Annotated in this window: 21 protein-coding genes; 9 read left to right on the forward strand and 12 right to left on the reverse strand. The window is 60.1% G+C overall.

All coding sequences use genetic code 11. The features are described 5' to 3' along the window. Positions 1–2 precede the first annotated feature (2 nt). Positions 3–281: a helix-turn-helix domain-containing protein gene (locus AEQ63_RS24385; RefSeq protein ID WP_024014849.1), complete on the reverse strand. Its 279-nt coding sequence runs from the start codon at positions 279–281 to the stop codon at positions 3–5. Continuing rightward, a complete protein-coding gene (locus AEQ63_RS24390) occupies positions 278–1,627 on the reverse strand; it encodes a HipA domain-containing protein (RefSeq protein ID WP_064365164.1) in 1,350 nt (449 codons plus the stop codon). Before AEQ63_RS24390 ends, AEQ63_RS24385 begins: the two co-directional genes overlap by 4 nt. Positions 1,628–1,997: 370 nt before the next feature. On the opposite strand from AEQ63_RS24390, the gene AEQ63_RS24395 reads away from it, so the two are divergent. Further along, positions 1,998–4,235 carry an autotransporter outer membrane beta-barrel domain-containing protein gene (locus tag AEQ63_RS24395; protein WP_442965730.1) on the forward strand — a complete coding sequence of 746 codons (2,238 nt, stop codon included), beginning with the start codon at positions 1,998–2,000 and terminating at the stop codon, positions 4,233–4,235. A gap of 194 nt (positions 4,236–4,429) precedes the next feature. Here the strand turns inward: AEQ63_RS24395 and oadA are convergent, their stop codons facing one another. Together oadA and AEQ63_RS24405 are read right to left on the reverse strand one after the other, a co-directional pair. Further along, a complete protein-coding gene (gene oadA / locus AEQ63_RS24400; RefSeq protein ID WP_042608049.1) occupies positions 4,430–6,238 on the reverse strand; it encodes a sodium-extruding oxaloacetate decarboxylase subunit alpha in 1,809 nt (602 codons plus the stop codon). 10 nt (positions 6,239–6,248) lie between these two features. Then, the gene (locus AEQ63_RS24405; protein ID WP_064365165.1) at positions 6,249–7,664 is read right to left on the reverse strand and encodes an acetyl-CoA carboxylase biotin carboxylase subunit; all 1,416 of its coding nucleotides are present in this window, start codon (positions 7,662–7,664) and stop codon (positions 6,249–6,251) included. Positions 7,665–7,853: 189 nt separating this feature from the next. On the opposite strand from AEQ63_RS24405, the gene AEQ63_RS24410 reads away from it, so the two are divergent. Further along, positions 7,854–8,816, forward strand: a complete 963-nt coding sequence (locus AEQ63_RS24410; protein ID WP_064365166.1) for a LysR family transcriptional regulator — start codon at positions 7,854–7,856, stop codon at positions 8,814–8,816. Here the strand turns inward: AEQ63_RS24410 and AEQ63_RS27485 are convergent. The 3 genes from AEQ63_RS27485 to AEQ63_RS24425 all read right to left on the reverse strand — a co-directional run bounded on the left by AEQ63_RS27485 (position 8,758) and on the right by AEQ63_RS24425 (position 13,060). Continuing rightward, positions 8,758–8,961, reverse strand: a complete 204-nt coding sequence (locus AEQ63_RS27485) for a PA3496 family putative envelope integrity protein (protein WP_080902479.1) — start codon at positions 8,959–8,961, stop codon at positions 8,758–8,760. The two genes, AEQ63_RS24410 and AEQ63_RS27485, sit on opposite strands and share 59 nt — an antisense overlap. A gap of 231 nt (positions 8,962–9,192) precedes the next feature. Continuing rightward, positions 9,193–10,059, reverse strand: a complete 867-nt coding sequence (gene hexR / locus AEQ63_RS24420) for a transcriptional regulator HexR (RefSeq protein ID WP_007962240.1) — start codon at positions 10,057–10,059, stop codon at positions 9,193–9,195. Between the two features lie 127 nt (positions 10,060–10,186). Next, the gene (locus AEQ63_RS24425; RefSeq protein WP_064365168.1) at positions 10,187–13,060 is read right to left on the reverse strand and encodes a GGDEF domain-containing phosphodiesterase; all 2,874 of its coding nucleotides are present in this window, start codon (positions 13,058–13,060) and stop codon (positions 10,187–10,189) included. 257 nt (positions 13,061–13,317) lie between these two features. Here AEQ63_RS24425 and uvrD point away from each other — a divergent pair, with 257 nt between their 5' ends. The 3 genes from uvrD to AEQ63_RS24440 all read left to right on the forward strand — a co-directional run bounded on the left by uvrD (position 13,318) and on the right by AEQ63_RS24440 (position 17,217). Next, the gene (gene uvrD / locus AEQ63_RS24430; RefSeq protein ID WP_064365169.1) at positions 13,318–15,501 is read left to right on the forward strand and encodes a DNA helicase II; all 2,184 of its coding nucleotides are present in this window, start codon (positions 13,318–13,320) and stop codon (positions 15,499–15,501) included. 296 nt (positions 15,502–15,797) lie between these two features. Next, a complete protein-coding gene (locus AEQ63_RS24435; RefSeq protein WP_064365170.1) occupies positions 15,798–16,673 on the forward strand; it encodes a Tim44 domain-containing protein in 876 nt (291 codons plus the stop codon). A gap of 136 nt (positions 16,674–16,809) precedes the next feature. Then, positions 16,810–17,217, forward strand: a complete 408-nt coding sequence (locus AEQ63_RS24440) for an SMI1/KNR4 family protein (protein ID WP_038359443.1) — start codon at positions 16,810–16,812, stop codon at positions 17,215–17,217. A gap of 21 nt (positions 17,218–17,238) precedes the next feature. Here AEQ63_RS24440 and AEQ63_RS24445 read toward each other — a convergent pair whose 3' ends face one another. Further along, a complete protein-coding gene (locus AEQ63_RS24445) occupies positions 17,239–19,002 on the reverse strand; it encodes a cation:proton antiporter (protein WP_042608043.1) in 1,764 nt (587 codons plus the stop codon). A 279-nt stretch (positions 19,003–19,281) separates the two neighbouring features. Here AEQ63_RS24445 and AEQ63_RS24450 point away from each other — a divergent pair, with 279 nt between their 5' ends. Further along, positions 19,282–19,764 (forward strand): acyl-CoA thioesterase, encoded by a 483-nt coding sequence (locus AEQ63_RS24450; protein ID WP_016772447.1) that lies wholly within the window; start codon positions 19,282–19,284, stop codon positions 19,762–19,764. 107 nt (positions 19,765–19,871) lie between these two features. Here AEQ63_RS24450 and pdxY read toward each other — a convergent pair whose 3' ends face one another. Beyond that, the gene (gene pdxY, locus AEQ63_RS24455) at positions 19,872–20,744 is read right to left on the reverse strand and encodes a pyridoxal kinase PdxY (protein WP_064365171.1); all 873 of its coding nucleotides are present in this window, start codon (positions 20,742–20,744) and stop codon (positions 19,872–19,874) included. Positions 20,745–20,861: 117 nt separating this feature from the next. On the opposite strand from pdxY, the gene AEQ63_RS24460 reads away from it, so the two are divergent. After that, positions 20,862–21,275: a DUF3301 domain-containing protein gene (locus tag AEQ63_RS24460; protein ID WP_064365172.1), complete on the forward strand. Its 414-nt coding sequence runs from the start codon at positions 20,862–20,864 to the stop codon at positions 21,273–21,275. Positions 21,276–21,281: 6 nt separating this feature from the next. Here the strand turns inward: AEQ63_RS24460 and AEQ63_RS24465 are convergent, their stop codons facing one another. Further along, positions 21,282–22,247 carry a CobW family GTP-binding protein gene (locus tag AEQ63_RS24465; protein WP_064365173.1) on the reverse strand — a complete coding sequence of 322 codons (966 nt, stop codon included), beginning with the start codon at positions 22,245–22,247 and terminating at the stop codon, positions 21,282–21,284. A gap of 41 nt (positions 22,248–22,288) precedes the next feature. Between AEQ63_RS24465 and AEQ63_RS24470 the strand changes: the two genes are divergently transcribed. Beyond that, positions 22,289–22,645: a hypothetical protein gene (locus AEQ63_RS24470; RefSeq protein ID WP_064365269.1), complete on the forward strand. Its 357-nt coding sequence runs from the start codon at positions 22,289–22,291 to the stop codon at positions 22,643–22,645. Positions 22,646–22,648: 3 nt separating this feature from the next. Here AEQ63_RS24470 and AEQ63_RS24475 read toward each other — a convergent pair whose 3' ends face one another. Both AEQ63_RS24475 and zigA read right to left on the reverse strand, forming a co-directional pair. Next, positions 22,649–23,299 (reverse strand): DUF1826 domain-containing protein, encoded by a 651-nt coding sequence (locus AEQ63_RS24475; protein ID WP_064365174.1) that lies wholly within the window; start codon positions 23,297–23,299, stop codon positions 22,649–22,651. Beyond that, entirely contained in the window at positions 23,299–24,504 is a 1,206-nt protein-coding gene (zigA, locus tag AEQ63_RS24480) for a zinc metallochaperone GTPase ZigA (RefSeq protein ID WP_064365175.1), read from the reverse strand. The genes AEQ63_RS24475 and zigA overlap by 1 nt, the downstream gene beginning before the upstream one ends. A gap of 204 nt (positions 24,505–24,708) precedes the next feature. Here zigA and AEQ63_RS24485 point away from each other — a divergent pair, with 204 nt between their 5' ends. Continuing rightward, positions 24,709–25,086 carry a hypothetical protein gene (locus tag AEQ63_RS24485; protein WP_064365176.1) on the forward strand — a complete coding sequence of 126 codons (378 nt, stop codon included), beginning with the start codon at positions 24,709–24,711 and terminating at the stop codon, positions 25,084–25,086. Positions 25,087–25,095 lie beyond the last annotated feature (9 nt).

The following is a 25,095-nucleotide window of genomic DNA, read 5'->3' on the forward strand; positions in this document are numbered from 1 at the left end:
TTTTAAACGGTGTCCCGGCGTATTCGCACAACACCCATTTTCATGCCGAATGGGCGGAACACCGCGTTCAGCGACTTCAATGTCTGGTTGCCTTCGCCATGTTCGATATGCACCAGCGTGCGCACTGAAATCTTGCACATTTTCGCAAACTGGGTCTGATGCAGACCGGTGACTTCGACCCGTAAACGGCGCACGGCGTCACCGATTTCCAGAGTGCCTTCGGCCAGTGATTGCTGAATGCTTTCGATGAGCGCCGTGCGCTCGAGGACGGTCAGACTCATTGCAGGTCCCACTCTTTCAAACGTTGCTCGAGGTTTTTCAGGTGAACGCTCGGGTGATTCATGGTTCTGGCGGGCAAACCGCTGGCCGCAAGAATATCCGGCAGTGCGGCCAGACGGCGGGCATCCGCGCGCAGGCCTTCGAACAGCGCAGAGGCATCCAGCCCCGCCAACGAATCGTGCGGATCTGCGCTATCGGCCAATACGCGGCAGACACCTCGCCAATCGACATCGCCCGCCCGCTCCAACTCTTTTGTCCATTTGGTCGTACGCGTCACGCCTTCGTCATCCATGACCATCGGGGCGAGGTCATAAATAGGCGCGAGTTGGAAAGCGTTCTCTTGCCGGATGATCGCCGTGTTACGACCGTGGTTATCGGAGTTTCCGAGGATTTTATTGATCAGGTCGCGACGCAGGTAATCGGCGACGAGGCCGGGAATCTGGCTGGCCTGACCCGCTTTGCGCCATAGCCCGGCGAGCATGCGGATCGCGTCCAGATGATTCATGGCGCTGCCAGGCGTCGTCACTTCAGCCAGCGAATAAATCGATTCGACGGCAAAACGCGACACCGCCCCATCTTCCACTTGTCGATCAAAACGCCGCATCCACAAACTCGGTTTGTTCGCCTCTTCCAAGGCCAGGCCTTCTGCCGCGACCGTTTCGATGCCCAATGTCTGCAGCGCTTTGTAGTAATGGAATTCGCTGCGCAGGATGTCCTGATCGGTCTGCCCGCCCCTGTTTCTGGCGAATTTCACGAACCAGTGCTGTCGCACTTCTTCATCGTCCAATACCGCGTCGGGATACAGAAGCCCGGCGCTGTTCTCTGCCAGTAATAGCTTCGGAGCTTCACCACCTGCCCCCGTCGCGCCACCGATGGCCGCGCCCAGCTCGTAGGCATATTCAAGAAAGCGGTTGTCGCGGCTAATGACCTCTTCGCGCTTGAATCCGATCGGCTTCCTCTCATCGACTGCTTCCGCCGATTCCTTTATTCGCATGTTGCCAATGGGAGCCGGTGTTCTGCGGCCCAGCAGAAACAGATCGGCGCTGATCTCGGCGGGTCTTTCCTGACCCAGGCGGGCGAGGAGAAACCGCTTGGCTGCGCCTGCCGGTGCGATGTCGTGGACAAAGGCTGGTGTCTTCGCGCGCCGACCTTCCCAATCCAGCGGATACAGGGCACTCACGGCTTGGGAAAAAGGCGACCCGATCAACTCGATGTTTTCCACCAGATAGCCCGCTTCATAGCCAAAACTGCAGCGGCTTTCGAAGCCTTTTTCCGGATCATCGAAGTCAAGAGTCATCGCGTCGTGCCATTGCCCGGCGGTGAAGACCTGGAGTGTCAGGTTATACATGTTGATTCCGTATGCATTTAAATGCAGCTTAACGAGAAAAAAACTTTCGATACATGCAATATAGTGCATTCGCGGAGTTTCAGTTGCAGGATCTCTGCAACAAAATGCAGTTCTATCTTGGCCATTGATAAGGTGCATGCAAAATAATGCAGGTAAGCGCCTGACATCACCCCGATAAGAGTGCGCCACCAGTATCAAGCCGTAGGAAAAAGAACCGGCGATGCTGCGTAAAAGCTCCGTTTGCGAAATCCCGTGAGGATTTTCGACAGGACGATCCGACGTAGCCTGCACAGCATCAGGAACCGACCGACATCGTTTTTTTCAAGGCAGCAATAGAGTTGAGCCTTTCATACATGGAGGTTGAAACTCGATGCCTGCCCTACACAAATACCGTCCCCATCACCTCGCTTTGGCGATCGCGCTGACGATCGGATCTGCCGAGGCGTCCATCGAACAGCTACCTGACGTCCAGGTTTCTGCAGAGATCAGCGAAGACAAAACCGCCAAGCCTCGAAAGAAGAAAACACCCACGCCGAAAGTGGATCCTGATGACTTGTTTGCGATCAAGGAATTCATCGGCCCGCTGGAGCACACTTCTCCGTCGCCCGCGCAGGCCTCTGACGCGCCTTCGGTCGATGCCGTACGCGCGACGGTTGCGATCGAGGATTTCAGTCCGGCCTTTTATGAAGGGCTGGAGTTTCCAGAGTTCGTGGTGGAGGAAACCGGCGATGAGGAATTCGATCTCGTCGACCCGTTTGAACGCGACATGTTTGCGATCACGACGCAGCGCTCTTTTGTCTCCAGCCCGCTCGAGAATATCGACGGCGTATCCCTGCAACTGGGCGATGGAGATGACCTGCTGGTGATCAATAAGGGCGCCCGTTGGGACGGTCGCCTGGACGGTGGCAAAGGTGCGAACGGGCTGCTGTTCAATGCTGCAGAAGGCGGCGAGATCGGTGAAACGCGCAATTTCTCGGCCATGCGTATCGCACGTGGACAGTGGACCCTGCGTCACGCTTTCGAGGGCGATGCTGACGTCAAAGCCGACGCCGTGCTGATCAACTACGCATCGATCAATGGTGTCGATGTCGACCCGGGAGCGGTTTTTGGCGGTTATGGACATGTGACGGGGCTGTATGTCGCAGGAACCCTGCTTGCCAGCCAGCAACACGGCTCTCCCAATATCAAAGGCAATCTGACGCTCCATGAGGACGCTGTGTTTTCTTACGCCGTATCTGCCGACCGCGGCTCAGATCCTGTGCATGTTCAGGGCACCGCGAGCCTGGGAGGTGCGCGTGTCGAGATTTATGGCGCACCGGGCGACTACGCTCGTACCAATGAGTATCGGCTGTTGTCTGCAAACGTCATCGATGGCGAGTTCGGTGAGGTCACCACCAATCTGGCCTATATGATGCCAACACTCTCCTATGAGCCAAACGCGGTGAAGCTGCACTACGTGCGCAACGATGTAGGGTTCGAACAACTGGCCCGAACGCGCAGTGCTCGTTCGATTGCGCAGAGCATGGATAATCGAGGGGCTTCCACTCAAGCTTTCGATATCGGCACCAACAGGGCCGTCGCCGCACTGCTGACCAGCGATAAAACCACCGCACCGATCGCACTTGATCAACTTGCCGCCGGCAGCAACGCCAACCTCGCCAAAGCCACGCTGAGCAGTATCACGCCGGTCAGTACGAGCATGCTCTCGGCGATGCGCCAACTGAACAACCGTTCCGGCTCTACTGACGGCTCGCGCAGTTCACCTCGTCAGGCCGCAGGCAGCGGAGACTCCGGACGGGTGTGGATTCAAGCGCTGGGTAACGGCGGCAAGGTTGATCGGGACGGTGACGGCATCCTCCAACACTCCACGCAAGGTCTGGTCGTGGGCGCTGACTGGCGACTCGACGAGCAGTGGCACGTCGGCCTGCTCGGCGGCAAATCACAGACGAAACTGGATGCTCGCCAGTACGACGGCGATCTCGACAGTTGGCACTTGGGCGCCTACGCCGTGCGTCAGGACGGCCCACTGTCGTTGCGTCTCGGCGCCACCTACGCCAGCCATGACGGTAGCAGCACACGACGGGTCGCGTTCAAGGGTTTCAGCGATCGTCTGAAGGGCAACTACGACGCCAATACTCAGCAGGCATTCGCCGAAGCCGGGTTCAATTTGGGCCGCGACAGCGTAACCCTCGAACCCTACGCCAGCCTCGGCTATCAACGTTATCAACGCGACAGCTATAACGAGAAAGGTGGCGACGCAGCGCTGAAAGTTTATGGGCAGACCCGCGACAACTTCAGCAGCACCTTCGGTCTACGGCTTGCGCAGGTCAACACGCTGGATAACGGCATGCGCCTGACGCCGCGATTGAGCGCAGGCTGGAAACATACCTTCGGCGACATCGACAGCGACACCCACCAGCAACTGCGCAAGGGCGGCAAGCGTTTCGAAGTGACCGGCGCGGCGCTGGACCGGAACAGTCTGTCGGTGGATGCGGGGCTCGATCTTGGCCTGTCGGCGGCGCACACGCTGGGCGTGGGCTTAACCGGTGAACTGGGTAATGACAGCCGAACGTATGGCGTGGCGGGCCAATGGCGCATGGCGTTCTGACGGAGCGCGTTCCTGTGTAGGAGTGAGCCTGCTCGCGATAGCAGTGTGTCAGACGAGCAATCATTGACTGACACGACCCCATCGCGAGCAGGCTCACTCCTACAAGGGATCTTCGTCATCGCGGTAAATCACAGGCAAAAAAAGGGGAGCACATGCCCCCCCGAGGTTTAAAGCGTTGGATCGCGGCCGTTATCTCAGCCTTCGATCTCGATAAGGATTTCGCCCGGGTTGACCCGGTCGCCCTTGGCCACATGGATCGCGGTGACTTTGCCGGCAATGGCAGCCTGGACTTCGGTCTCCATCTTCATCGCTTCGGTGATCAGTACCGCCTGGCCTGCCTTGACGGTATCGCCCTCCTTGACCAGCACATCGACGATGTTGCCCGGCATGGTGGTGCTGACATGGCCCGGCGCCGAGGCCTGTTTGCGTTTGCTGCTGCCGCCGCTGACAAATTCATTGAGCGGTTCGAACACCACTTCTTCCGGCATGCCGTCGATGGACAGATAGAAGTGGCGCTTGCCCTCGGCCTTGACGCCGACGCCGGTGATGTCGACGCGATAGGTTTCACCGTGGACGTCGATGACAAACTCGGTCGGCACGCCTTCGCCGCTCGCCGAGGCCACGGCGCCCGCTTCCGGAATAGGCAGCAGCACTTCCGGGGTGAGGGTGCCGGCGGCACGTTCTTCGAGGAACTTGCGGCCGATGTCCGGGAACATGGCGAAGGTCAGTACGTCTTCTTCGGACTTGGCCAGTGCGCCGATATCGGCACGCAGCTTGGTCATTTCCGGCTTGAGCAGATCGGCCGGACGTACGTCGATGACGTCTTCGCTGCCGATCGCCTGACGCCGGAGTTTTTCATTCACGACGCCCGGTGCCTTGCCGTAGCCGCCCTGCAGATACAGCTTCACCTCGTTGGTGATGGTCTTGTAGCGCTCGCCGGCCAGTACGTTGAAGAACGCCTGGGTGCCGACGATCTGTGAAGTCGGGGTCACCAGCGGCGGGAAGCCGAGGTCTTCACGTACGCGCGGAATTTCTGCGAGCACTTCGCCCATGCGGTTCAGGGCGCCCTGCTCTTTCAACTGGTTGGCGAGGTTGGAGATCATCCCGCCCGGCACCTGGTTGACCTGCACACGAGTGTCGACGGCGGTGAATTCGCTTTCGAACTGGTGGTACTTCTTGCGCACGGCATAGAAGTACAGGCCGATTTCCTGGAGCAGCTCCAGATTCAGGCCGGTGTCGTATTCGGTGCCTTTGAGCGCGGCGACCATCGACTCGGTGCCCGGGTGGCTGGTGCCCGAGGCGAAGCTGGAGATTGCGGTGTCGATATGATCGGCACCATTTTCGATCGCCTTGAGCTGGCACATGGCGGCCAGGCCAGCAGTATCGTGGGAGTGGATGAACACCGGCAGCGACTGTTCGGCTTTCAAAGCACGCACCAGTTCACCGGTGGCGTACGGTGTCAGCAGACCGGCCATGTCCTTGATCGCTACGGAATCGCAACCCATGGACTCCATTTGCTTGGCCTGGGTAACGAAAGCATCGATGGTGTGCACCGGGCTGGTGGTGTAGGCGATGGTGCCTTGCGCATGTTTGCCGGCAGCCTTCACCGCTTCGATGGCGACGCGCAGGTTACGCACATCGTTCATTGCATCGAAGATGCGGAACACGTCGATACCGTTTACCGCGGCCTTGGCGACGAAGGCTTTGACCACGTCATCGCTGTAGTGACGATAGCCGAGCAGGTTCTGCCCGCGCAGGAGCATTTGCAGACGGGTATTGGGCAGTGCGGCGCGCAATTGGCGCAGGCGCTCCCACGGGTCTTCCTTGAGGAAACGTACGCAGGCGTCAAACGTCGCCCCGCCCCAGCATTCCAGCGACCAGTAGCCGACCTTGTCGAGCTTGTCGCAGATCGGCAGCATGTCTTCGGTGCGCATGCGGGTGGCGAGCAGCGATTGGTGAGCGTCGCGCAGGATGGTGTCGGTGACAAAGATCTTCTTGCTCATTCTTGATTCCTCACAGGCCTGCGTGGGCGGCGATGGCGGCGGCGATGGCCAGGGCCAGCTCTTCGGGTTTGCGCTTGATCGAGTAGTTGGTCAGTTCCGGGTGGCTTTCAACGAAGCTGGTATTGAACTGGCCGCTACGGAATTCCGGGTTGCGCAGGATTTCCTGGTAGTACGCGGCGGTGGTCTTCACGCCCTGCAGGCGCATGTCGTCGAGGGCACGCAGGCCCCGGTCCATCGCTTCTTCCCAGGTCAGCGCCCAGACCACCAGCTTCAGGCACATCGAGTCGTAGAACGGTGGAATCGTGTACCCGGTATAGATCGCCGTGTCGGTGCGCACACCCGGGCCGCCGGGAGCGTAGTAGCGGGTGATCTTGCCGAAGCTCGGCAGAAAATTGTTCTTCGGGTCTTCGGCGTTGATCCGGAACTGCAAGGCGAAACCACGGTGCTGAATGTCTTCCTGCTTCACCGATAGCGGCAGGCCGGAAGCGATGCGAATCTGTTCGCGAACGATGTCGATGCCGGTGATTTCTTCGGTGATGGTGTGCTCCACCTGAACCCGCGTGTTCATCTCCATGAAGTACACCTCGCCCTCGGCGAGCAGGAACTCCACGGTGCCGGCGTTCTCGTAACCCACAGCCTTGGCCGCACGTACCGACAGGTCGCCGATGTACGCGCGCTGCTCCGGGGTCAGCTGTGGGCTCGGTGCGATCTCGATCAGCTTCTGGTTGCGGCGCTGGATCGAGCAGTCACGCTCGAACAGGTGCACGACGTTGCCGAAGCTGTCGCCGAGGATCTGCGCTTCGATGTGCTTGGGATTGACGATGCATTTTTCCAGGAACACTTCCGCCGAACCGAACGCCTTGGTGGCCTCGGATATGACACGGGGGAAGTTCTGTTCGAGTTCTTCGCGGCTGTTGCAGCGACGGATACCGCGCCCGCCACCACCGGAGGTGGCCTTGAGCATCACCGGATAGCCGATGCGGTCACCTTCGACCAGGGCTTCTTCGATGCCGGAGACATTGCCGTCGGTGCCGGGCGTCACCGGTACGCCGGCCTTGATCATGCTGCGCCGCGCTTCGGTCTTGTCGCCCATGCGCCGGATGACTTCCGCCGACGGGCCAATGAATTTGATACCGCGCTCGGCGCAGATTTCCGCCAGCTCGGCGTTTTCCGAAAGGAAACCGTAGCCGGGGTGCAGCGCATCACAGCCGGTTTCCACCGCCAGGTTCACCAGCTTGCGCGGGTTCAGGTAGCCGGCCAGCGGCTCGGCTCCGACGCTGTGGGCCTCGTCCGCACGCTTCACATGCAACGCATGGCGATCGGCGTCGGAGAAAATCGCAACCGAGCGAATGCCCATTTCGGCGCAGGCTCGCACGATTCGTACGGCAATCTCACCACGGTTGGCGATCAGGATCTTTTTTATCACTTGGAGGTTCCCTTGAGCCGGTGGCACCACGACCTGCTAGACCCAGGTCGACGCGTGACCAAATGTTTCAATTCGGTCGCAGGACCACACTAGCGCTGCCAAGGGATTAACAAAAATGAATAAAAATTGGGTCAGGCATAAGTAAACACTTATAGTTGGAACATCTGCCCGCCGACCGAGCCCGAACCTATGCGTAAGTCATTGATGCGTATGACATTGCGTCAATTGCAGATCTTCAATGAGGTGTGCGATTTACGTTCCTACAGCCGCGCAGCGGAGGAAATGTCTCTCACACAACCGGCCGTAAGCCTACAGATTCGTCAGCTCGAAGAGCTGATTGGCCAGCCGTTGTTCGATTATGTCGGTAAAAAACTCTATATGACCGAGGCGGCGGAAGCGCTTCAGCGCGCCAGCCGCGACATTTTCGGACGGCTGGAAAACCTCGATATGCAGCTGTCGGACATGCAGGGGTCGCTGCAGGGTCAGTTGAAACTGGCGGTGGAGTCCAGTGCCAAATATTTCGTACCGCACCTGTTCGCCGCGTTCAAGCGCCAGCATCCGGAAGTCAATTTGCAGCTGACCGTGGTCAACCGTGGCCAGGTCATCCGCCGCCTCTCGGACAACCGCGATGATCTGGTGATCATGGCGATGGTGCCACAGGACATGGGCCTGGAATTTCTACCGTTTCTCAACAATCCGATCGTCGCCGTGGCACGCCCGGATCATCCGCTGGCGCACACCGGCCCGCTGCGCTTGCAGGATCTGGAACCGTACACGCTGCTGATCCGCGAGCCGGGCTCGGGTACGCGCCTGGCCTGCGAGGAATACTTCAAGGAAAAGCGCGTGCACTTCACCCAGACCCAGGAAGTGGCGTCCGCCGAAGCTCAGCGCGAATGCGTGCTGGCGGGTCTGGGCCTGGCGCTGTTGACGCGCCACGCCCTGAACCTGGAGCTGGCGACCGGCGGCCTGGTCGAGCTGCCGGTCGAAGAGTTGCCGCTGATGCGCAGTTGGTGTCTGGTGCAAGCCAAAGCCAAACGGTTGTCACCGGTTGCGCATGCGTTCCTGGCATTTATCCGCAGCGAGCGGGCGCAGATTATTGCGCTGGTTGAGCGTTTCGACGGGAAGCTGCGGGCGCTGCCTGCCAGTGAGTGATCTCGGGAAAATCGCCGATCTCGGCTTGAAGCTGGCGGAGTTCGAAGCGATCTTCAATCGCGCGGCGGAATTCCATGCGGCGCTGATCTTCCTGCTGACGACGGGTTTTCGCGGCGCTGTTGCGTTCTTCGTAGGGCTGAGCCATTTCGATTCTCCCAAGGCGAGTACGGGAGTTTCACGATAGGCGTGGGGGATGACGGTTTGGCTGCGTCAGGGTTACAGAGTGATGAAAATTTCAAATGTGCGGTGTTCACAGGTGCGCCTTCGCGAGCAGGCTGGCTCCCACATTTTGAGCTCCGGCAGACGCAGAATTTGTGTTTACAGCAGAACTCTGTGGGAGCGAGCCTGCTCGCGAAGAGGTCGGCCGACCTTGGATTTAGTCGTCCAGCGCTTTCACAGCCTTGGGCGACAAGCGGAGACTGCGCAGACTGCGCTTCACGCTCTTGAGGTGATTGACCAGGCTCGGTCCGCGGGCCATGGCCACGCCCATCGCCAGCACGTCGATCACCACCAGGTGAGCGATGCGCGAGGTCAGCGGTGTATAGATTTCGGTGTCTTCGTGCACATCGATCGCCAGGTTCACCGTCGACAACTCCGCCAATGGCGTCTGACTCGGACACAAGGTGATCAGCGACGCCCCGCTCTCGCGAACGAGGTTGGCGGTGATCAGCAGATCCTTGGAACGCCCCGACTGGGAAATACAGATCGCCACGTCGGTGGGCTTCAGCGTTACCGCCGACATCGCCTGCATGTGCGGATCGGAATACGCCGCTGCGGTCAGCAGCAAGCGGAAGAACTTGTGCTGCGCATCCGCCGCCACCGCGCCCGAGGCACCGAAACCGTAGAACTCGACGCGTTGCGCCTGGGACATCAGCGTGACTGCACGTTGCAACTCCACCGGGTCGAGTTTCTCGCGCACTTCCATCAAGGTGTGCAGCGTGGTGTCGAAAATCTTCAGGCTGTAGTCGGCGACGGAGTCGTCTTCGTGGATGGCGAACTGACCGAAGCTGGCACCGGCGGCCAGACTCTGAGCCAATTTCAATTTGAGATCTTGAAAGCCGGAACAACCGATGGCGCGGCAGAAGCGCACGATGGTCGGCTCGCTGATGCCGACGCTGTGAGCAAGGTCGGCCATGGAACTGTGCATCACTGCCGCAGGGTCAAGCAGCACGTGGTCGGCGACCTTGAGCTCCGACTTGCGTAACAGGTGACGTGACTGGGCGATGTGTTGCAGCAGATTCAAGGGGCTGGACTCTTCTTGTGGGCAAGGATGTAGCAAGCTTGTAGTTATACTACATGAATGGGCATTTTGCCTGCTCAATGCGTAACTCAATGTCCCTGTATCAGGCCTGCTGAGGTGCATGTAGCCCTTACTGCGGATTTTCCTGATCGCGCAAAAGCCCGGCCAGACGGGCAGCGTCCACTGGCCGGCTGATCAGGTATCCCTGCACCTCGTCGCAGCGCTCGACGCGCAGAAATTCCAGCTGATCCTGCCGCTCGACGCCCTCGGCCACGACTTTCAGGGCCAGCCCGTGCGCCATGGCGATGATCGCGCGAGTGATCGCGGCGTCCGCACTGCCCGCGCTCAAGCCGCGAATGAACGCCTGATCGATCTTCACGTAATCCACCGGAATACGCTTGAGATAACTCAAAGACGAATAACCGGTACCGAAATCATCAATCGCCAGTTTCACCCCCAGATCACGCAGTTGCTGGAACGTCGCAATGATGTGTTCGACGCTGTCGAGCAAATGGCTTTCGGTCAGCTCGAGCTCAAGGCAGTGCGGCGCCAGCCCGGTTTCTTCCAGCACCTGCCGAACCAGGCTGACCAGTTTGCCCTGGCGCAGCTGATGCACCGACAGGTTCACCGACACGCGGATCGGCGCCAGGCCCTGACGCTGCCATTCGCACGCTTGCCAGCACGCCTGACGCAGGACGAATTCGCCGATCGGGCCGATCAGCCCGGTCTCTTCGGCAAGGCCGATGAAATCCGCCGGTGGCACCTGGCCCATGCTCGGATGATCCCAGCGCACCAGCGCCTCGGCAGCATTCAAACGACCGCTTTGCAGGCACAGTTTCGGTTGGTAGAACACCGTCAGTTGCCGTTCTTCAATGGCTCGGCGCAAGTGGTTCTCCAGTTGCAACCGCTCAAGGGTGCTGGCTTGCAGGCTGTCGGTGTAGAACTGGAAGTTGTTGCCGCCCAGATGTTTGGCATGTTGCATGGCCATGTTCGACTGGCTGACCAGCGTCGAGATCTCCCGCGCGTTGTCGGGCAACAGACTGATGCCCATCGAGGCGCTCACCACCAGCTCATGCCCGTCAACACTCAGCGGCAAACGCAGCTTGGCCGACAACCGTGTCGCCACCCGGGCCAGGCTCGACAGATTGCCGTAGGCATCGAACAGCGCGGCAAACTCGTCTCCCGACAAGCGCGCAATGGTGTCGGCCTCCGGCAAGGCATTGACCAGCCGGCGCGCCATCTTCTGCAGCAACTGATCGGCGACTTCATGACCAAGGCTGTCATTGAGCAATTTGAAACGATCCAGATTGATGTGCAGCAACGCCAGACTGCGGCGCCCGCCCTGGCGAACCCGCTGATGGGCTTCATGCAGGCGCTCGCGGAACAGCGAGCGGTTGGCCAGACCGGTGAGCTCGTCGTAATGGGTCAGATAGCGCAGGCGTTCTTCCGACGCCCGCCGCGCCGAGAGATCGGCAAAGAAACCAACGATATGGCTGACATTGCCGCGGCTGTCGCGCACCGCATTGAGCTGCAACCATTGCGGGTACAACTCGCCGTTCTTGCGGGTTTCCACCAGTTCGCCCTGCCAGCTGCCGTGCTGCTCCAGCGCATGCCGGATCGCCACGTAGTGACGACGGGCATCGCGGCTGCACGGCAACTCGACAACGTTGCGCCCGAGCATGTCGTCGATCTCGTAACCGGTAACCCGGCTGAAAGCCTGATTGATCGCAATCAACGCGTAGTCAGGATCGAGAATCACGATGCCTTCGCTGGCCGCCTCGAACACCGTCGCCGCCAGCCGTTGCTGCTCTTCGAGGCTTTTGCCGGCGCTGATATCGCGGCGGGTACCGACCATGCGGATCACCCGGCCGCTGGCGCTGCGCTCGACGGCGCGGCCGCGGTCCTCGATCCACACCCAGTGGCCGTCGCCGTGGCGCAAGCGATATTCAACCTGATAATCCTCGGTGCGCCCCTTCAAATGTTCGACCAGGGCGAACTGCAGTGACGGCACGTCTTCGGGGTGCAGTCGCGGTTTCAGATCGCGCAGCAGCGCAGTCACGTATTCCGGGGCGAGGCCGAACAGTTCCTGAACCTGCGTGTGGTGGACTTCGTCGGTCTGCAGATTCCAGTCCCATAAGCCGAGCTCACTGGCCTTCAGTGCCAGCGCCAACCGCGCTTCGCTTTTGCTCAAGGCCTGGTTGGCTGCATCCAGTTCGCGGCTGCGCTGGGCCACGCGATCTTCGAGATCAACCTGCGCTTCACGCAACCGGGCTTCGGCACAGCGGCGCTGCTCGATCTCTTTGCCCAGTTCCTGATTGAGTTGTTCGCTGCGCGCCTGTGCTTGCTGAAGGTGCTCGATCAGGTGCTGGTTCTGGAAACGCCGGAGCAAACCGCGATCGATCAGCCGATTGACCTGCCACGCGACCACGCTCAGCGAACCGAGCAGGATCAACCCCAGCCAGCCCCAGCCCCGTGCCTGATCGTCGCCGCCCCAGAACAGGTAGCCGATCGCTGGCAGCAGACAGGGCAAGGTAAACGACAGGAACGCCGGCAGGCTCACGGCGTAGGCGACACTGGCCGACAGCGTTGCCGCGCCGATCAGGCCGAATACCCAGGCTTGCTGAATGAAATTGTCGGCGGGAACGAGGGCGATGCCGGCACCGGCCAAAGTCAGACCGGTCATGGTCGAACCGAGCAGAAACATGCGAAACCAGATCGGCCGGGCCTGGCGATCGGGAATCGCCGAATCGAACGCGGCCACCTGGATCACCCGCAACGCGACCAGCGACAGCAGCCACACCAGCCAGACGCTGACCACGAAGTAGCGCTGCGGGCTCCAGAGCAAAGCGGCGCAGACCAGACCATTGATCAACATGAACAGCGTGGGCAACAACGAGCCCTGATACAGCAGACGCGTGCGCTCCACCGCCATTTCGACGGCATAGTGCTTGCGGATCACCCGAGGGTCCACGGAGGGCCCCGACAGTTCGGCGCTGAGGGTCATGGGCAACGTTCTTGTTCTTATAAGGAGGGCGTGCGCCCGAAACGTGGACGGAGCATACACAAGCCGACCCCGTTGCCAAACTGCTGCCGATCACAATTGCAGGGAAAATTTCCGCCGCCAACGCCCCGCTGCCACCCCCCAGGCGAGACAGGCCGAAGCCTGCAGCCAATGACCGACCGGTCGTCCTCGGCAGCACTTTCATCGGCTAATGCAACGCGCGGTTTGCCCGGGCCCGCGGCGCACCCTAGAATGCGCCGATGCGCGATGATCTCTCCCTTCTGCTGAACTCCCTCAACGATGCCCAACGCCAGGCCGTAGCGGCCCCCGTTGGCCGTCAGTTGGTCCTGGCCGGCGCCGGTTCCGGTAAAACCCGAGTGCTGGTGCACCGTATCGCCTGGTTGATCCAGGTCGAGAACGCCTCGCCTCACTCCATCCTGTCGGTGACCTTCACCAACAAGGCCGCTGCCGAGATGCGTCATCGCATCGAGCAGTTGCTGGGCATCAACCCGGCCGGCATGTGGGTCGGCACCTTCCACGGCCTCGCGCACCGCTTGCTGCGGGCGCACTGGCAGGAAGCGGGCCTGAGCCAGACCTTTCAGATTCTCGACAGCGATGACCAGCAGCGTCTGGTCAAGCGGGTGATCCGCGAACTGGGTCTGGATGAGCAACGCTGGCCGGCGCGTCAGGCGCAGTGGTTCATCAACGGCCAGAAAGACGAAGGTCTGCGACCGCAACACATTCAGGCCAGCGGCGACCTGTTCCTCGCCACCATGCGCGGCATCTACGAAGCCTACGAGGCGGCGTGCCTGCGTGCCGGCGTGATCGATTTCTCCGAGCTGCTGCTGCGCGCCCTCGACCTGTGGCGTGATCATCCAGGCCTGCTGGCGCACTATCAAAAGCGTTTCCGCCATATTCTGGTCGACGAGTTCCAGGACACCAACGCCGTGCAGTACGCCTGGTTGCGCCTGCTCGGCAAGGGCGGTGACAGCCTGATGGTGGTGGGCGACGACGATCAGTCGATTTACGGCTGGCGCGGCGCGAAGATTGAAAACATCCATCAGTATTCTTCGGATTTTCCGGATTCCGAGACGATTCGCCTGGAGCAGAACTACCGCTCCACCGCCGGCATCCTCAAAGCCGCCAACGCCTTGATCGCCAACAACACCGGGCGCCTGGGCAAAGAGCTGTGGACCGACGGCGGCGACGGCGAAGCGATCAACCTGTACGCGGCGTTCAACGAACACGACGAAGCACGCTACGTGGTCGAAACCATCGAAAGTGCGCTGAAAACCGGCCTGGCCCGTAGCGATATCGCGATTCTGTACCGCTCCAACGCCCAGTCGCGAGTGCTCGAAGAAGCCCTGCTGCGCGAGCGGATTCCGTACCGCATCTATGGCGGGCAGCGCTTCTTCGAACGCGCGGAAATCAAGAACGCCATGGCCTACCTGCGCTTGCTTGAAGGTCGAGGCAACGATGCGGCGCTGGAACGGGTGATCAACGTGCCGGCCCGTGGCATCGGCGAGAAAACCGTCGAAGCGATCCGCGAGCACGCGCGACACAGCGATGTATCGATGTGGGAAGCGATGCGCCAACTGGTCGCCAACAAAGGCCTGACCGGCCGCGCCGCCAGTGCGCTCGGTGCATTCATCGAGCTGATCGAGAACCTCGCCGCCAAGTGCGCCGAGATGCCGCTGCACCTGATGACGCAAACCGTCATCGAGCAGTCCGGCCTGATCGCCTATCACGAAGCGGAAAAAGGTGAAAAAGGTCAGGCTCGAGTGGAAAACCTTGAGGAACTGGTCAGCGCCGCGCGCAACTTCGAGAACACCGAAGAGGACGAAGAGCTGACGCCACTGGCGGCATTCCTCGGCCACGCATCGCTGGAGGCCGGCGACACTCAGGCCGACGAGCACGAAGACAGCGTTCAGCTGATGACCCTGCACAGCGCCAAAGGTCTGGAATTCCCTTACGTGTTCCTGGTGGGCATGGAAGAAGGCCTGTTCCCGCACAAGATGAGCCTGGAAGAGCCCGGGCGTCTTGAAGAAGAACGGCGTCTGGCCTACGTCGGTATCACTCGGGCCATGCAGAATCTGGTGATGACCTACGCGGAAACCCGGCGTCTGTACGGCAGCGAAACCTACAACAAGGTGTCGCGTTTCGTACGCGAGGTGCCGAAGGGCCTGATTCAGGAAGTGCGTCTGTCCAATAGCGTCAGCCGACCGTTCGGCGGCAACCAGTCGATGAGCGGCAGCAATCTGTTCAGCGGCAGCGAGATACCGGAAACCGGTTTTGTGCTGGGTCAGGCCGTACGTCATTCGATCTTCGGCGAAGGGGTGATCCTCAACTTCGAAGGTTCCGGCGCCCAGGCCCGAGTCCAGGTGAACTTCAGCGAAGGCAGCAAATGGCTGATGCTCGGCTATGCCAAGCTGGAAGCCATCTGACCCCGGTTTGTTTTTTTGTGGGAGCGCGCCTGCTCGCGAATGAAATCAACGCGGTTGATCTGATACACCGCGGTGCAGCTTTCGCGAGCAGGCTCGCTCCCACAGAGTTCGGTGTTCTGACCCACAATCCCTCTGAACCTATCGCCTTTTCCTACAGACAAAAGTACATCGGCTGATTGCCTCGCCAAGCTGAACGCAACCTGTCAGGCAAAAGCCCGAAACACTCTCTCGCTAGCCAGTAACACTTCAGCTGTGCAACATGGCGCGCGTGTCTCCACAAAACGGGAATACCCTTTATGAAACGTTTTCTTAGCATCGCCATGGCGTTGTGCATCGGCCTGACGATGAGCCTCGACGCCAACGCCAAGCGCTTTGGTGGTGGCAAAAGCGCCGGCGCTGCGCCGACGCACCAGACCAGCCAGATGGCTCCTTCTTCTCCAGGCGTGGGCGGTGCAGCAGCGACCGCTGGCGCTGCCGGTGCTGCTGGCGCCGCGGCCAAGGCCGGCGGTGCTTCGCGCTGGCTCGGCCCTCTGGCGGGCATCGCCGCCGGTGGCTTGCTCGCGTCGATGTTCATGGGCGACGGCTTCCAGGGCATGCAAATCTTCGACATCCTGATCATGGCCCTGATCGCGTTCGTGATCTTCCGCTTCATTGCCGCCCGTCGTCGCAAGCAGCAGGAGCAATTCGCTCCGGCCGGCGCGCCGATGCAGCGTGAAGTGTTCGAGCAGAAGCCAGCCGCCATGGGTTCGATCTTCGGTGGTTCGGCTGCTCCGGCTGCCGCCCGTCCGGTGATCAACGCACCGGCCTGGTTCAACGAAGAGCGCTTCCTTGAAGCCGCACGCAGCCACTTCCAGTCGCTGCAGCAGCACTGGGACGCCAACGAAATGAACAAGATCGCCGAGTTCGTGACCCCGCAAATGCTCGAGTTCCTCAAGCGTGAGCGTGCCGATCTGGGCGACGGCTTCCAGTCGACCTACATCGACAATCTGCAGGTGCAGCTGGACGGCGTCGACGATCGTGCCGACAAGACCATCGCCACCCTGACCTTCACCGGCGTGTCGAAAACCTCGCGTTTCGACCAGGGCGAAGTGTTCAGCGAAAGCTGGAACATGGAACGTCCGCAGGGCGACAACCAGCCTTGGCTGGTCGCCGGTATCCGCCAGAACGGCTGATCCCTGCTGCGCTTCACTTGCGGTAACAGAACCCCGGCCCCGGCCGGGGTTTTTCATTTCACGGTTGCATCTGTAGCGAGCTACTGTATAAACCGGCCCATATAAACCGCGCCATTCAAGCAAGAGGATCCCGGACGTGGAAGAAATTATCGAACAACTGCGCGAAGCCAACGAACCCGTGCCGGTTCCTTTGGAACTGCCTGACGAAGACCTGCTGGTGGAAATCGAAGAACAACTCTTCATCGACATTCCGTTTGTCTTCAAGGAATTTTTGCTGACCGTCAGCGATGTGGTCTATGGCAGCCTCGAACCCGTGACGGTCACCGACCCGCAGTCACACACCTATTTGCCGGACGTCGCGGCCAATGCGTGGGATGTAGGCGTTGATCGCAGCTTGATCCCGATCTGTCAGGACGGTGACGACTACTACTGTGTCGAAGAAGATGGCACCGTGGTGCTGTGGCAGGCCGAAGAAGAATTGATCGCCGAGGAAACCTGGGAATCGGTATGGCACTGGGCGCGGGACGTCTGGCTGGAGAGCTGATCCGCCAGACGCCCCGGGTGGTCAGTGCCCCGACGACTCGTTGTGGTTGTCGAGGGTTTCCAGCAGGGCCACCTGCATGCGCGTGTGCACGCGGATGAACCAGCGCCAGAGCAGCGCCGCTACCGCAGCGGCGACTACGGCGATCAGCACCAGCAGCTTGTTGGTCGGCAGGATACTGGCCGACAACGCCGCCAACAGCAGGAAAATCACCAGCAGCGAGAGAATCGGGATCACTTCGGCGATCACCCGGCGCACTCGCTGCGTGTGACGCCCGGCCATCTCCGGCTTGACGCCCATCTCCGCCAGTAGCATCGACAGCGCTTTGAGCTTGCGATATGCCGCGATCAGGAATGGCAGCGAAACCAACAGCGCCCCGCCCCAGATCAACGCCTTCTGCCAGCTCGGATCGCTGATCCAGTCCTGCAGCCACAACGACATGCGCTCGGCGAAATACGCGCCGGCGAAGAAGATCGCAATCACCAGCGCCAGATTGACCCCGACCTGCAACAGAATCCGCCGGATCATCGACGCCAGCATCGCGCCCTCGCCTTGCGGCTGAATGCTGCGCAACCATTCGCCATACATGCCGAGCACCCGGCCGAGACGCTTGGGCACGGCTGCCGAGAGCTTAATCGACAGCGGATCCGCCGCGCGAATCAAGTACGGCGTCAGCAGCGTGGTGATCACCGACACGGCCACCGCAACCGGATAGAGGAAGTTGCTGGTCACCTGCAAGGTCATGCCCAGCGCGGCGATGATGAAGGAAAATTCGCCAATCTGTGACAGGCCCATGCCGACCCGCAGCGAGGTTCGTCCGTCGTTGCCAGCGATAAATGCTCCGAGGCCGCAGGACAACATCTTGCCCAGCACCACGGCGACGGTGATCACCGCAATCGGCCAGGCGTATTCGATGAGAATCAGCGGGTCGAGCATCAGCCCGATCGCGACGAAAAAGATCGCACTGAACAAGTCACGAACCGGCTCGACCAGTCGCTCGATTTTCAGCAGCTGTCGCGACTCGGCCATGATCGCGCCGATCAGGAAGGCGCCGAGGACCATGCTGTATTCGAGCTTGACCACCAGCAGGCAGAAGCCGAAACACAAGCCAAGCACAGTGATCAGCAGCATCTCGTTGCTGTCGAATTTCGCTACATACGCCAACAGACGCGGCACCAGGAGGATGCCGATGACCAGCGCGACGATCATGAACAGCGACAGCTTGCCGACCGTGGAGAACACTTCGCCCGAGCTCACCGTGCCGCTGACCGCGATGCTCGACAGCAGCGCAATGATGCCGATGCCGAGGATGTCCTCGACAATCAATACCCCGAAGATCAACTGCGCGAAACGCTCGTTCTTCATCTTCAGATCGTTGAGGGCTTTGACGATGATGGTGGTTGAGGAAATCGCCAGAATCGCGCCTAGGAACAGCGAATCCATGGTGTTCCAGTCGAACCAGCGGCCAATCTCGTAGCCGATCCAGATCATCAAAATGATTTCGAGGAACGCGGCAATAAACGCCGTAGCCCCGACCTTGAACAACTTGCGCAGGCTGAACTCCAGACCGAGACAGAACATCAGGAAAATCACCCCGAGTTCGGCCAGGGTCTTGATGGTTTCTTCGTCGTGGATCAGGCCGAACGGTGGTGTGTGCGGGCCGATGATGAACCCGGCGACGATGTAGCCGAGCACCACCGGTTGCTTGAAACGGTGGAACAGCACGGTGACCACACCTGCGACCAGCATGATCACTGCCAGATCCTGAATAAAACTGATGGCATGCATGGCGTGGGCTCCTTGATCACGACAGTCGCAGGCAGACGTCAGAAAAGTCCGCGCGAGCAGGTTAAAAATCCGCTTTAGATGTGGGAATTGCCCTTGGGCAGGGCTTTTGCAGGTTAACACCGCGACTTCGCTCTGGAAGCCGGTGCAATATATGGAAACAGATCGCTACCGGCGTGACGGCGGCCCGTTGCCCGGCGTCCCGATAACGGTGCTTTCTGAAAAGCCACCAAGCGCCCGCAGAGGCGCTTCCAGCCATCAGCCTTGACCCGTGAGAACGTTATGGAACCCGGAAACGCCCAGCTGTCGATGACGGTACTGATGACCCCCGACATGGCCAACTTCTCTGGCAATGTCCACGGCGGCACCCTGCTCAAATACCTCGACGAAGTGGCCTACGCCTGCGCCAGCCGTTATGCCGGGCGCTACGTGGTGACACTGTCGGTTGATCAGGTGATTTTCCGCGAGCCGATTCATGTCGGCGAACTGGTGACCTTCCTCGCCTCGGTCAACTACACCGGCAACACGTCGATGGAAGTCGGCATCAAAGTGGTCACGGAAAACATCCGCGAACGCTCGGTGCGCCATACCAACAGCTGCTTCTTCACCATGGTCGCCGTGGACGACCAGCGCAAACCGGCCGCCGTACCGCCGCTGCAACCGCAGAACAGCGAAGACAAGCGCCGCTTCATGCAGGCGCAACAGCGTCGGCAGATTCGTCAGGAGCTGGAGAAGCGTTATCAGGAGATCAAGGGCGACGCTTGAAATGGAGAGCGCTCGATTGATCGCTTTCGCGAGCAGGCTCGCTCCCACATTGGGAATGCATTCTTCCTGTGGGAGCGAGCCTGCTCGCGAATACAGACGACTAGCTCTTAGAGACTGATCGCTGTCGCCTCGAACTTCACCCGCGGATGGGCAATCCGGTCCTGCGCCCGCACCAGTTGCAGCTCATAACTGGCGCACGCTTGGGTTTCCAGCAACACCTCATGCACCGCCGCTGCGGTGAATTCGAAGGCTGCGAGCAGGCTGTCGCCCAGCAGTACCCGCGCCAGGAACAGGCCGGATGTCAGATCGCCCACGCCCACCGGCTGACGCGGAAACGCCAGTAATGGACGGCGCAGATGCCAGCTGCCCTCAGCCGTCACCAGCAGCATCTCGAAACCATCGGCCGGTTTGCCCGGGTAATCCAGATGCTTGACCAGCACTGCTTTCGGCCCGCGCGCCAGCAGCGCCCGCGCCATGGCAAGGCAATCAAACAGCGACTGCGGCTTGCGCCCGGAAAAACTGTCCAGCTCCAACTGGTTCGGGCACATGATGTCCGCCACGGCGGCCGCTTCATTGAGCAGGAAATCACTGACCTCGGTGGGCACGCTGCAACCCTTCTCTGGATGACCCATGACCGGGTCACACAGATACAACATCTTCGGATTGACTGCTTTGATCCGCGCCACACCGCTGAGTATCGCCCGGCCCTGCGCGGCGCTGCCGAGATAGCCGGACAGCACCGCATCGCAGTTGCCCAGCTCGCCAATCGCGGCGATGCCTTCGATCAGTTCGGGAATCTGCTGCGGCGCCAGCACTTCACCGGCCCACTGACCATACTGGGTGTGGTTAGAGAACTGCACGGTGTTGAGCGGCCAGACGTTGACCCCGACGCGCTGCATCGGAAAAACCGCAGCGCTGTTGCCGGCGTGGCCAAACACCACGTGGGACTGGATGGCGAGCAGATGAGGCGTACGTTTCATTCGGGTCATTCCGTAAAACGATTGAAATTCAAGCCGCGCAGTATGCGACGAAACACAGCCTGTACGACAGACCGGCGAGACAGTTAAGCTGACGCCATCTTTTGGAGTTCGATGTAGATGCTGACCCTGGAAAACATCTTCGTGCTGATGCTGTTCGCCGCTGCCGGTGCCTGGTTCTGGCACAACCACGGCTTGCGCGAGCGCGCGCTGGAGCGGGTCAAACAGCATTGCAGCAACGTCGGCGTCGAATTGCTGGACGGTAACGTCGCGCTGAAAAAGATCGGTTTGATCAGGGATGCCAACGGTCGCCGCCGACTGGCGCGGGTGTACAACTTCGAATTCACCGTGACTGGCGAGAGCCGCCACAACGGCACCGTGACCCAATTCGGCGCGCACAGTGCGCAGATTGAATTGGCACCCTACCCGGCACCGTTCGACGATACGCCGCCGGTGGTCGAAGTGCACAAGCCTCGCGCGGAAGTCATCGAGCTGAGCCAGTGGCGGCAGGAACATACAAAGTGGAAGCCTTGAGCTGATTCACCGAACTCGGCATTGAGTCAAATCGGCGTCTAGCTGTTCGATATTCTGCGGCCCGGTAAAGATCAGCTCAATTCGCGAATCTTTTCGCCATTCGCTGGCCTGCCAAATCAGATCTGCATTTTCCAGCGCATTGACTGAAACCCAGCCATCGCTGCCGTGGATAACCAGTTTGGCCCGCTTCCACTCGAGAGCGGCCAGCCAATCAACGATGCGTCCTTGGTCAAATATCTGTCCAGGATGCCAGCGCCACCCGATGCTCCAGCCATCCTCCTGCGCCTGGCTCAGGCAAATCGGCACGCTCGGGTCGCTCCAGACGGCCGGCAGCTGCGCCAAGCCCGTGGGCAGCGGCAGATTAACCACGCCTTCGGTTGCTTTTTCTGTCATCCCCGGCAGCTCATCCAGAGGCAACTGGGCTTGCTGCGTCCAGATCATCCTGACCGGTGGCAGCTGGCGAGCGATGTTCTCCCGAACCGTTTCATCAAGGTCGTCTGCCTTGTTCAACAGCAACAACCCCGCGCTGGCCAACGCTTGCTGCTGGGGCTCCGGCAAGCCTCTACCTGCATGCAATGCCTGAGCATCCAGGACCAGAACACACGGCTGAACCGCCAGCACGCCCAGCCAAGGCGCCGTGTTCAATTGCTTGAGCAACTGTGCGGGATGGCCCAGCCCGGATGGCTCGATAAACAGTCGATCCGGTCGGGCCTTGCGCAGCAAGCGGCCAAGGCCGATCTGGAACGGCGCGCCATTGACGCAACACAGGCAGCCCCCGGCCACCTCACCCAGTGCGATACCATCGGCATCGCGAGTCAGCAGCGCGGCATCCAGACCGATCTGGCCAAACTCGTTGATCAGCACCGCCCAGCGTTCGTCCGCGGGCCGCTGCGCCAACAACTGGCGAATCAGGCTGGTCTTGCCCGCGCCCAACGGGCCGGCGATGACGTGGGTCGGAATGTTCTGCAACATGGCGGGTACTTTTCTGCGGACAGTTATTGAGGAGACTGATGATGCGCTGGTGGGGATGGTCGTTGCTGTTGACGCTGCTGTCGAGTGAAGCGTGGGCCCAGGCCTGCGTGGTGCACACACAGGGCGAACGGCTCGACGTCAAAGTCTGTCAGCAGAACAGGACGATTCCGCAGAAATTGTTCAGTGACGGCTTCTGCCAACCGACGCTGGCCGGGCAGAAGGTCGAGGTGCAATACGTCGATCAGTGCCCGAGCGGGGCTTTCGGTGTGTGCAGCAACGCGCAAGTCGCCAATATGCCCTATCGCCAGGATATCCACTATTACGGCGTGGCCACTGATGCGGCGTATCTCAAGCCGTACTGCGAAGGCCAGAGCCAGGGCGCCTGGCGCAAGCCCTGAGTGTCAGCCGAGCCAGTCGAGGGTCAGCAGCAGACGGCGTTCACCGGGAGCCGGTTGCGGTGAACGATGGATTAGGCCGAAGCCCTCATTGCCGTGCCACTTTTCGCCCTTGAGCAGGGCAACGTCGCCGCTGTTGAGCTGGCGAATCGTCGCTGCATCTTGCGGTTCGGCATTGGCCTGACCAAGTCGCATGCGATCCATCGCCCCCTCTTCAAGCCACTGGCTACCGACCCCGGCATAGGTCGTGATCAGGCGCACGGGTACGTGATCGACGTGGAAGCGCGGACACATGGCCTTGTCCAGCACGCGCAAGCGCACGCCGATACGCCGCGCGCCGAGCAGGCAGGCGAAGGCACTGATCAGCCATTTAAGGTCGCTCATGAAACCTTCGTAACCTTGAAGATCACGCAGCCCTGAAGCCAGTCCGTCGAGATCCGGTTCGGCGTCTTCGTCAGGTAATTCCAGGCAAAGCGACTCGGCCAAGGGCTCGTTGAGCGACAGCACTAATTGTGCGAAATCGGCGATGTGCAAAGGCAGCTGGCGTTGCCAGATCGCGAGATTGGTTCCGTCCTCAAGGATTCGCGTCAGCGTTTGCGGGCTCAGGCCCTGATGCTGATGACGGGTAAGGAGGTAATGATCTTTGAGTGCGAGCATCAGGCGGCCTCTTCGTGCCAAGGGCCGAAGGGATCAGGCAGCAAGCGCCAGCCTTCGACACCCACTGCCATTTCTTCATCGGTGAGCAGACAGGCATCCAGCTCGGCTGCGAGCTGTAGGAAATCGATGTTCTGACCGATGAAAACCAGTTCCTGGCGACAATCTCCTACGCTCGGAGTCCAGTTTCCCATGATGGCCTGTACGCTTTCCTGATCCTCAGGCCATTGATTCTTCGCCACGAAACGCCACCAGCGACCGGCAAATCCATGCCGCATCAAACCACCGGCCTGCGACCAACTGCCAGCATCGGTAGGCTTGCTGGCGAGCCAGAAGAAGCCTTTGGAGCGCAGCAGCTTGCCGTTCAGCCATGGGCGGTCGATGAAGCTGAAAAAGCGCTGTGGGTGGAAGGGCCTGCGGGCGCGGTACGCCGTCGAGGCGATGCCGTACTCTTGAGTTTCCGGGACGTGCTCACCGCGTAATTCCTGTAGCCATCCGGGTGCCTGTGCGGCTTTTTCAAAATCAAAACGGCCAGTGTTGAGGATTTTCTCCAACGGCACCTCGCCCATCACCATTGGAATGATTTCAGCCTGGGCATTCAGGCGCTTGAGGATCGCTATGAGCTCTTCGCGCTCATGCTGGCTGATCAGGTCGATTTTGCTGATCAGCAGGACGTCGGCGAATTCGATCTGTTCGATCAACAGGTCCGTGATGGAACGCTCGTCTTCTTCACCGAGGATTTCGCCGCGAGAGGCGAGGCTTTCGGCGGCCTGGTAATCGAGCAGGAAGTTCACGCCGTCGACGACTGTGACCATGGTGTCGAGACGGGCGATGTCGGCGAGGCTTTGTTCGTGTTCATCGCGGAAGGTGAAAGTTTCGGCGACTGGAAGCGGTTCGGAGATGCCGGTGGATTCGATCAGCAGGTAATCGAAACGTCCTTCCCTTGCGAGCTTGCTGACCTCTTCAAGCAGGTCTTCACGTAACGTACAGCAAATGCAGCCGTTGCTCATTTCAACGAGTTTTTCTTCTGCGCGGTTCAAGCTGACATCACGCTGGACTTCGCTACCATCAATATTGATTTCGCTCATATCGTTGACGATTACCGCAACGCGCAGACCTTTGCGGTTACGTAGTACGTAATTCAAAAGCGTACTTTTACCGGCGCCGAGAAATCCTGAAAGTACGGTGACGGGCAATTTCTCTGACATTGGATAATCCTCGTTGATAGCCGCCGATATGCGCTTTGGTGATTTGCGCATGACGTATTGCGCTTCTTGGTAGTGAAGAAGGCAACGGTTGTTATCGGCAGCTCCGGCTGGTTTGCGCTTTATGTTATAGTGTAACAATACAGAGTTGCTAGCCCGAGCGGGAAGATTTCACGATTTGTCTCGCCACCTATCCTGGAAACCGCGATGAACAATGCGCTGAAATACCTGCTTTTGAGTTCCGGCATGGCGCTCACCGGCCAAGCCGAAGCGCACGTTCCCGGTCTCGCGCACTGCACGCGCAGCGCTAACCTGCTGGCTTGCGTGGACGCCGAAGGCAACGCCTATAGCGTCAATACGGTCGGCACCTCGCTGTATCTCAGGGGATTCGAAAAGAATGGCCATCGCTACTGGGCGCAAACCAACAGCCGGTTCGGCCAACTGACGTTTTTTACCGGCATTGCCTCGGATGGCGAGGCTTGGGTCGGCTATACCCGGCGTGTTGGCTGGACGACCATCAACCGCTTCTCAAGCTCGGGAGGCAGCAGCGCAAGGTTCACTTGCAGCCGGATGACGGGCTGCTAGTGAAAACCT

It is taken from the genome of Pseudomonas sp. RIT-PI-o, from assembly GCF_001297215.1.
Classification (GTDB): Bacteria; Pseudomonadota; Gammaproteobacteria; order Pseudomonadales; family Pseudomonadaceae; genus Aquipseudomonas; species Aquipseudomonas moraviensis_A.

What these genes read in the sequence shown, in the direction of transcription:
- AEQ63_RS24460 (WP_064365172.1), top strand. Translation starts at nt 20,862, where the DNA reads ATGCTGACCCTGGAAAACATCTTCGTGCTGATGCTGTTCGCCGCTGCC.
- oadA (WP_042608049.1), bottom strand. Translation starts at nt 6,238, where the DNA reads ATGAGCAAGAAGATCTTTGTCACCGACACCATCCTGCGCGACGCTCAC.
- AEQ63_RS27485 (WP_080902479.1), bottom strand. Translation starts at nt 8,961, where the DNA reads ATGGCTCAGCCCTACGAAGAACGCAACAGCGCCGCGAAAACCCGTCGT.
- pdxY (WP_064365171.1), bottom strand. Translation starts at nt 20,744, where the DNA reads ATGAAACGTACGCCTCATCTGCTCGCCATCCAGTCCCACGTGGTGTTT.
- AEQ63_RS24395 (WP_442965730.1), top strand. Translation starts at nt 1,998, where the DNA reads ATGCCTGCCCTACACAAATACCGTCCCCATCACCTCGCTTTGGCGATC.
- AEQ63_RS24390 (WP_064365164.1), bottom strand. Translation starts at nt 1,627, where the DNA reads ATGTATAACCTGACACTCCAGGTCTTCACCGCCGGGCAATGGCACGAC.
- AEQ63_RS24385 (WP_024014849.1), bottom strand. Translation starts at nt 281, where the DNA reads ATGAGTCTGACCGTCCTCGAGCGCACGGCGCTCATCGAAAGCATTCAG.
- AEQ63_RS24450 (WP_016772447.1), top strand. Translation starts at nt 19,282, where the DNA reads ATGGAACCCGGAAACGCCCAGCTGTCGATGACGGTACTGATGACCCCC.
- AEQ63_RS24470 (WP_064365269.1), top strand. Translation starts at nt 22,289, where the DNA reads ATGCGCTGGTGGGGATGGTCGTTGCTGTTGACGCTGCTGTCGAGTGAA.
- uvrD (WP_064365169.1), top strand. Translation starts at nt 13,318, where the DNA reads ATGCGCGATGATCTCTCCCTTCTGCTGAACTCCCTCAACGATGCCCAA.
- AEQ63_RS24410 (WP_064365166.1), top strand. Translation starts at nt 7,854, where the DNA reads ATGCGTAAGTCATTGATGCGTATGACATTGCGTCAATTGCAGATCTTC.
- zigA (WP_064365175.1), bottom strand. Translation starts at nt 24,504, where the DNA reads ATGTCAGAGAAATTGCCCGTCACCGTACTTTCAGGATTTCTCGGCGCC.
- AEQ63_RS24435 (WP_064365170.1), top strand. Translation starts at nt 15,798, where the DNA reads ATGAAACGTTTTCTTAGCATCGCCATGGCGTTGTGCATCGGCCTGACG.
- AEQ63_RS24425 (WP_064365168.1), bottom strand. Translation starts at nt 13,060, where the DNA reads ATGACCCTCAGCGCCGAACTGTCGGGGCCCTCCGTGGACCCTCGGGTG.
- AEQ63_RS24475 (WP_064365174.1), bottom strand. Translation starts at nt 23,299, where the DNA reads ATGCTCGCACTCAAAGATCATTACCTCCTTACCCGTCATCAGCATCAG.
- AEQ63_RS24465 (WP_064365173.1), bottom strand. Translation starts at nt 22,247, where the DNA reads ATGTTGCAGAACATTCCGACCCACGTCATCGCCGGCCCGTTGGGCGCG.
- AEQ63_RS24445 (WP_042608043.1), bottom strand. Translation starts at nt 19,002, where the DNA reads ATGCATGCCATCAGTTTTATTCAGGATCTGGCAGTGATCATGCTGGTC.
- AEQ63_RS24485 (WP_064365176.1), top strand. Translation starts at nt 24,709, where the DNA reads ATGAACAATGCGCTGAAATACCTGCTTTTGAGTTCCGGCATGGCGCTC.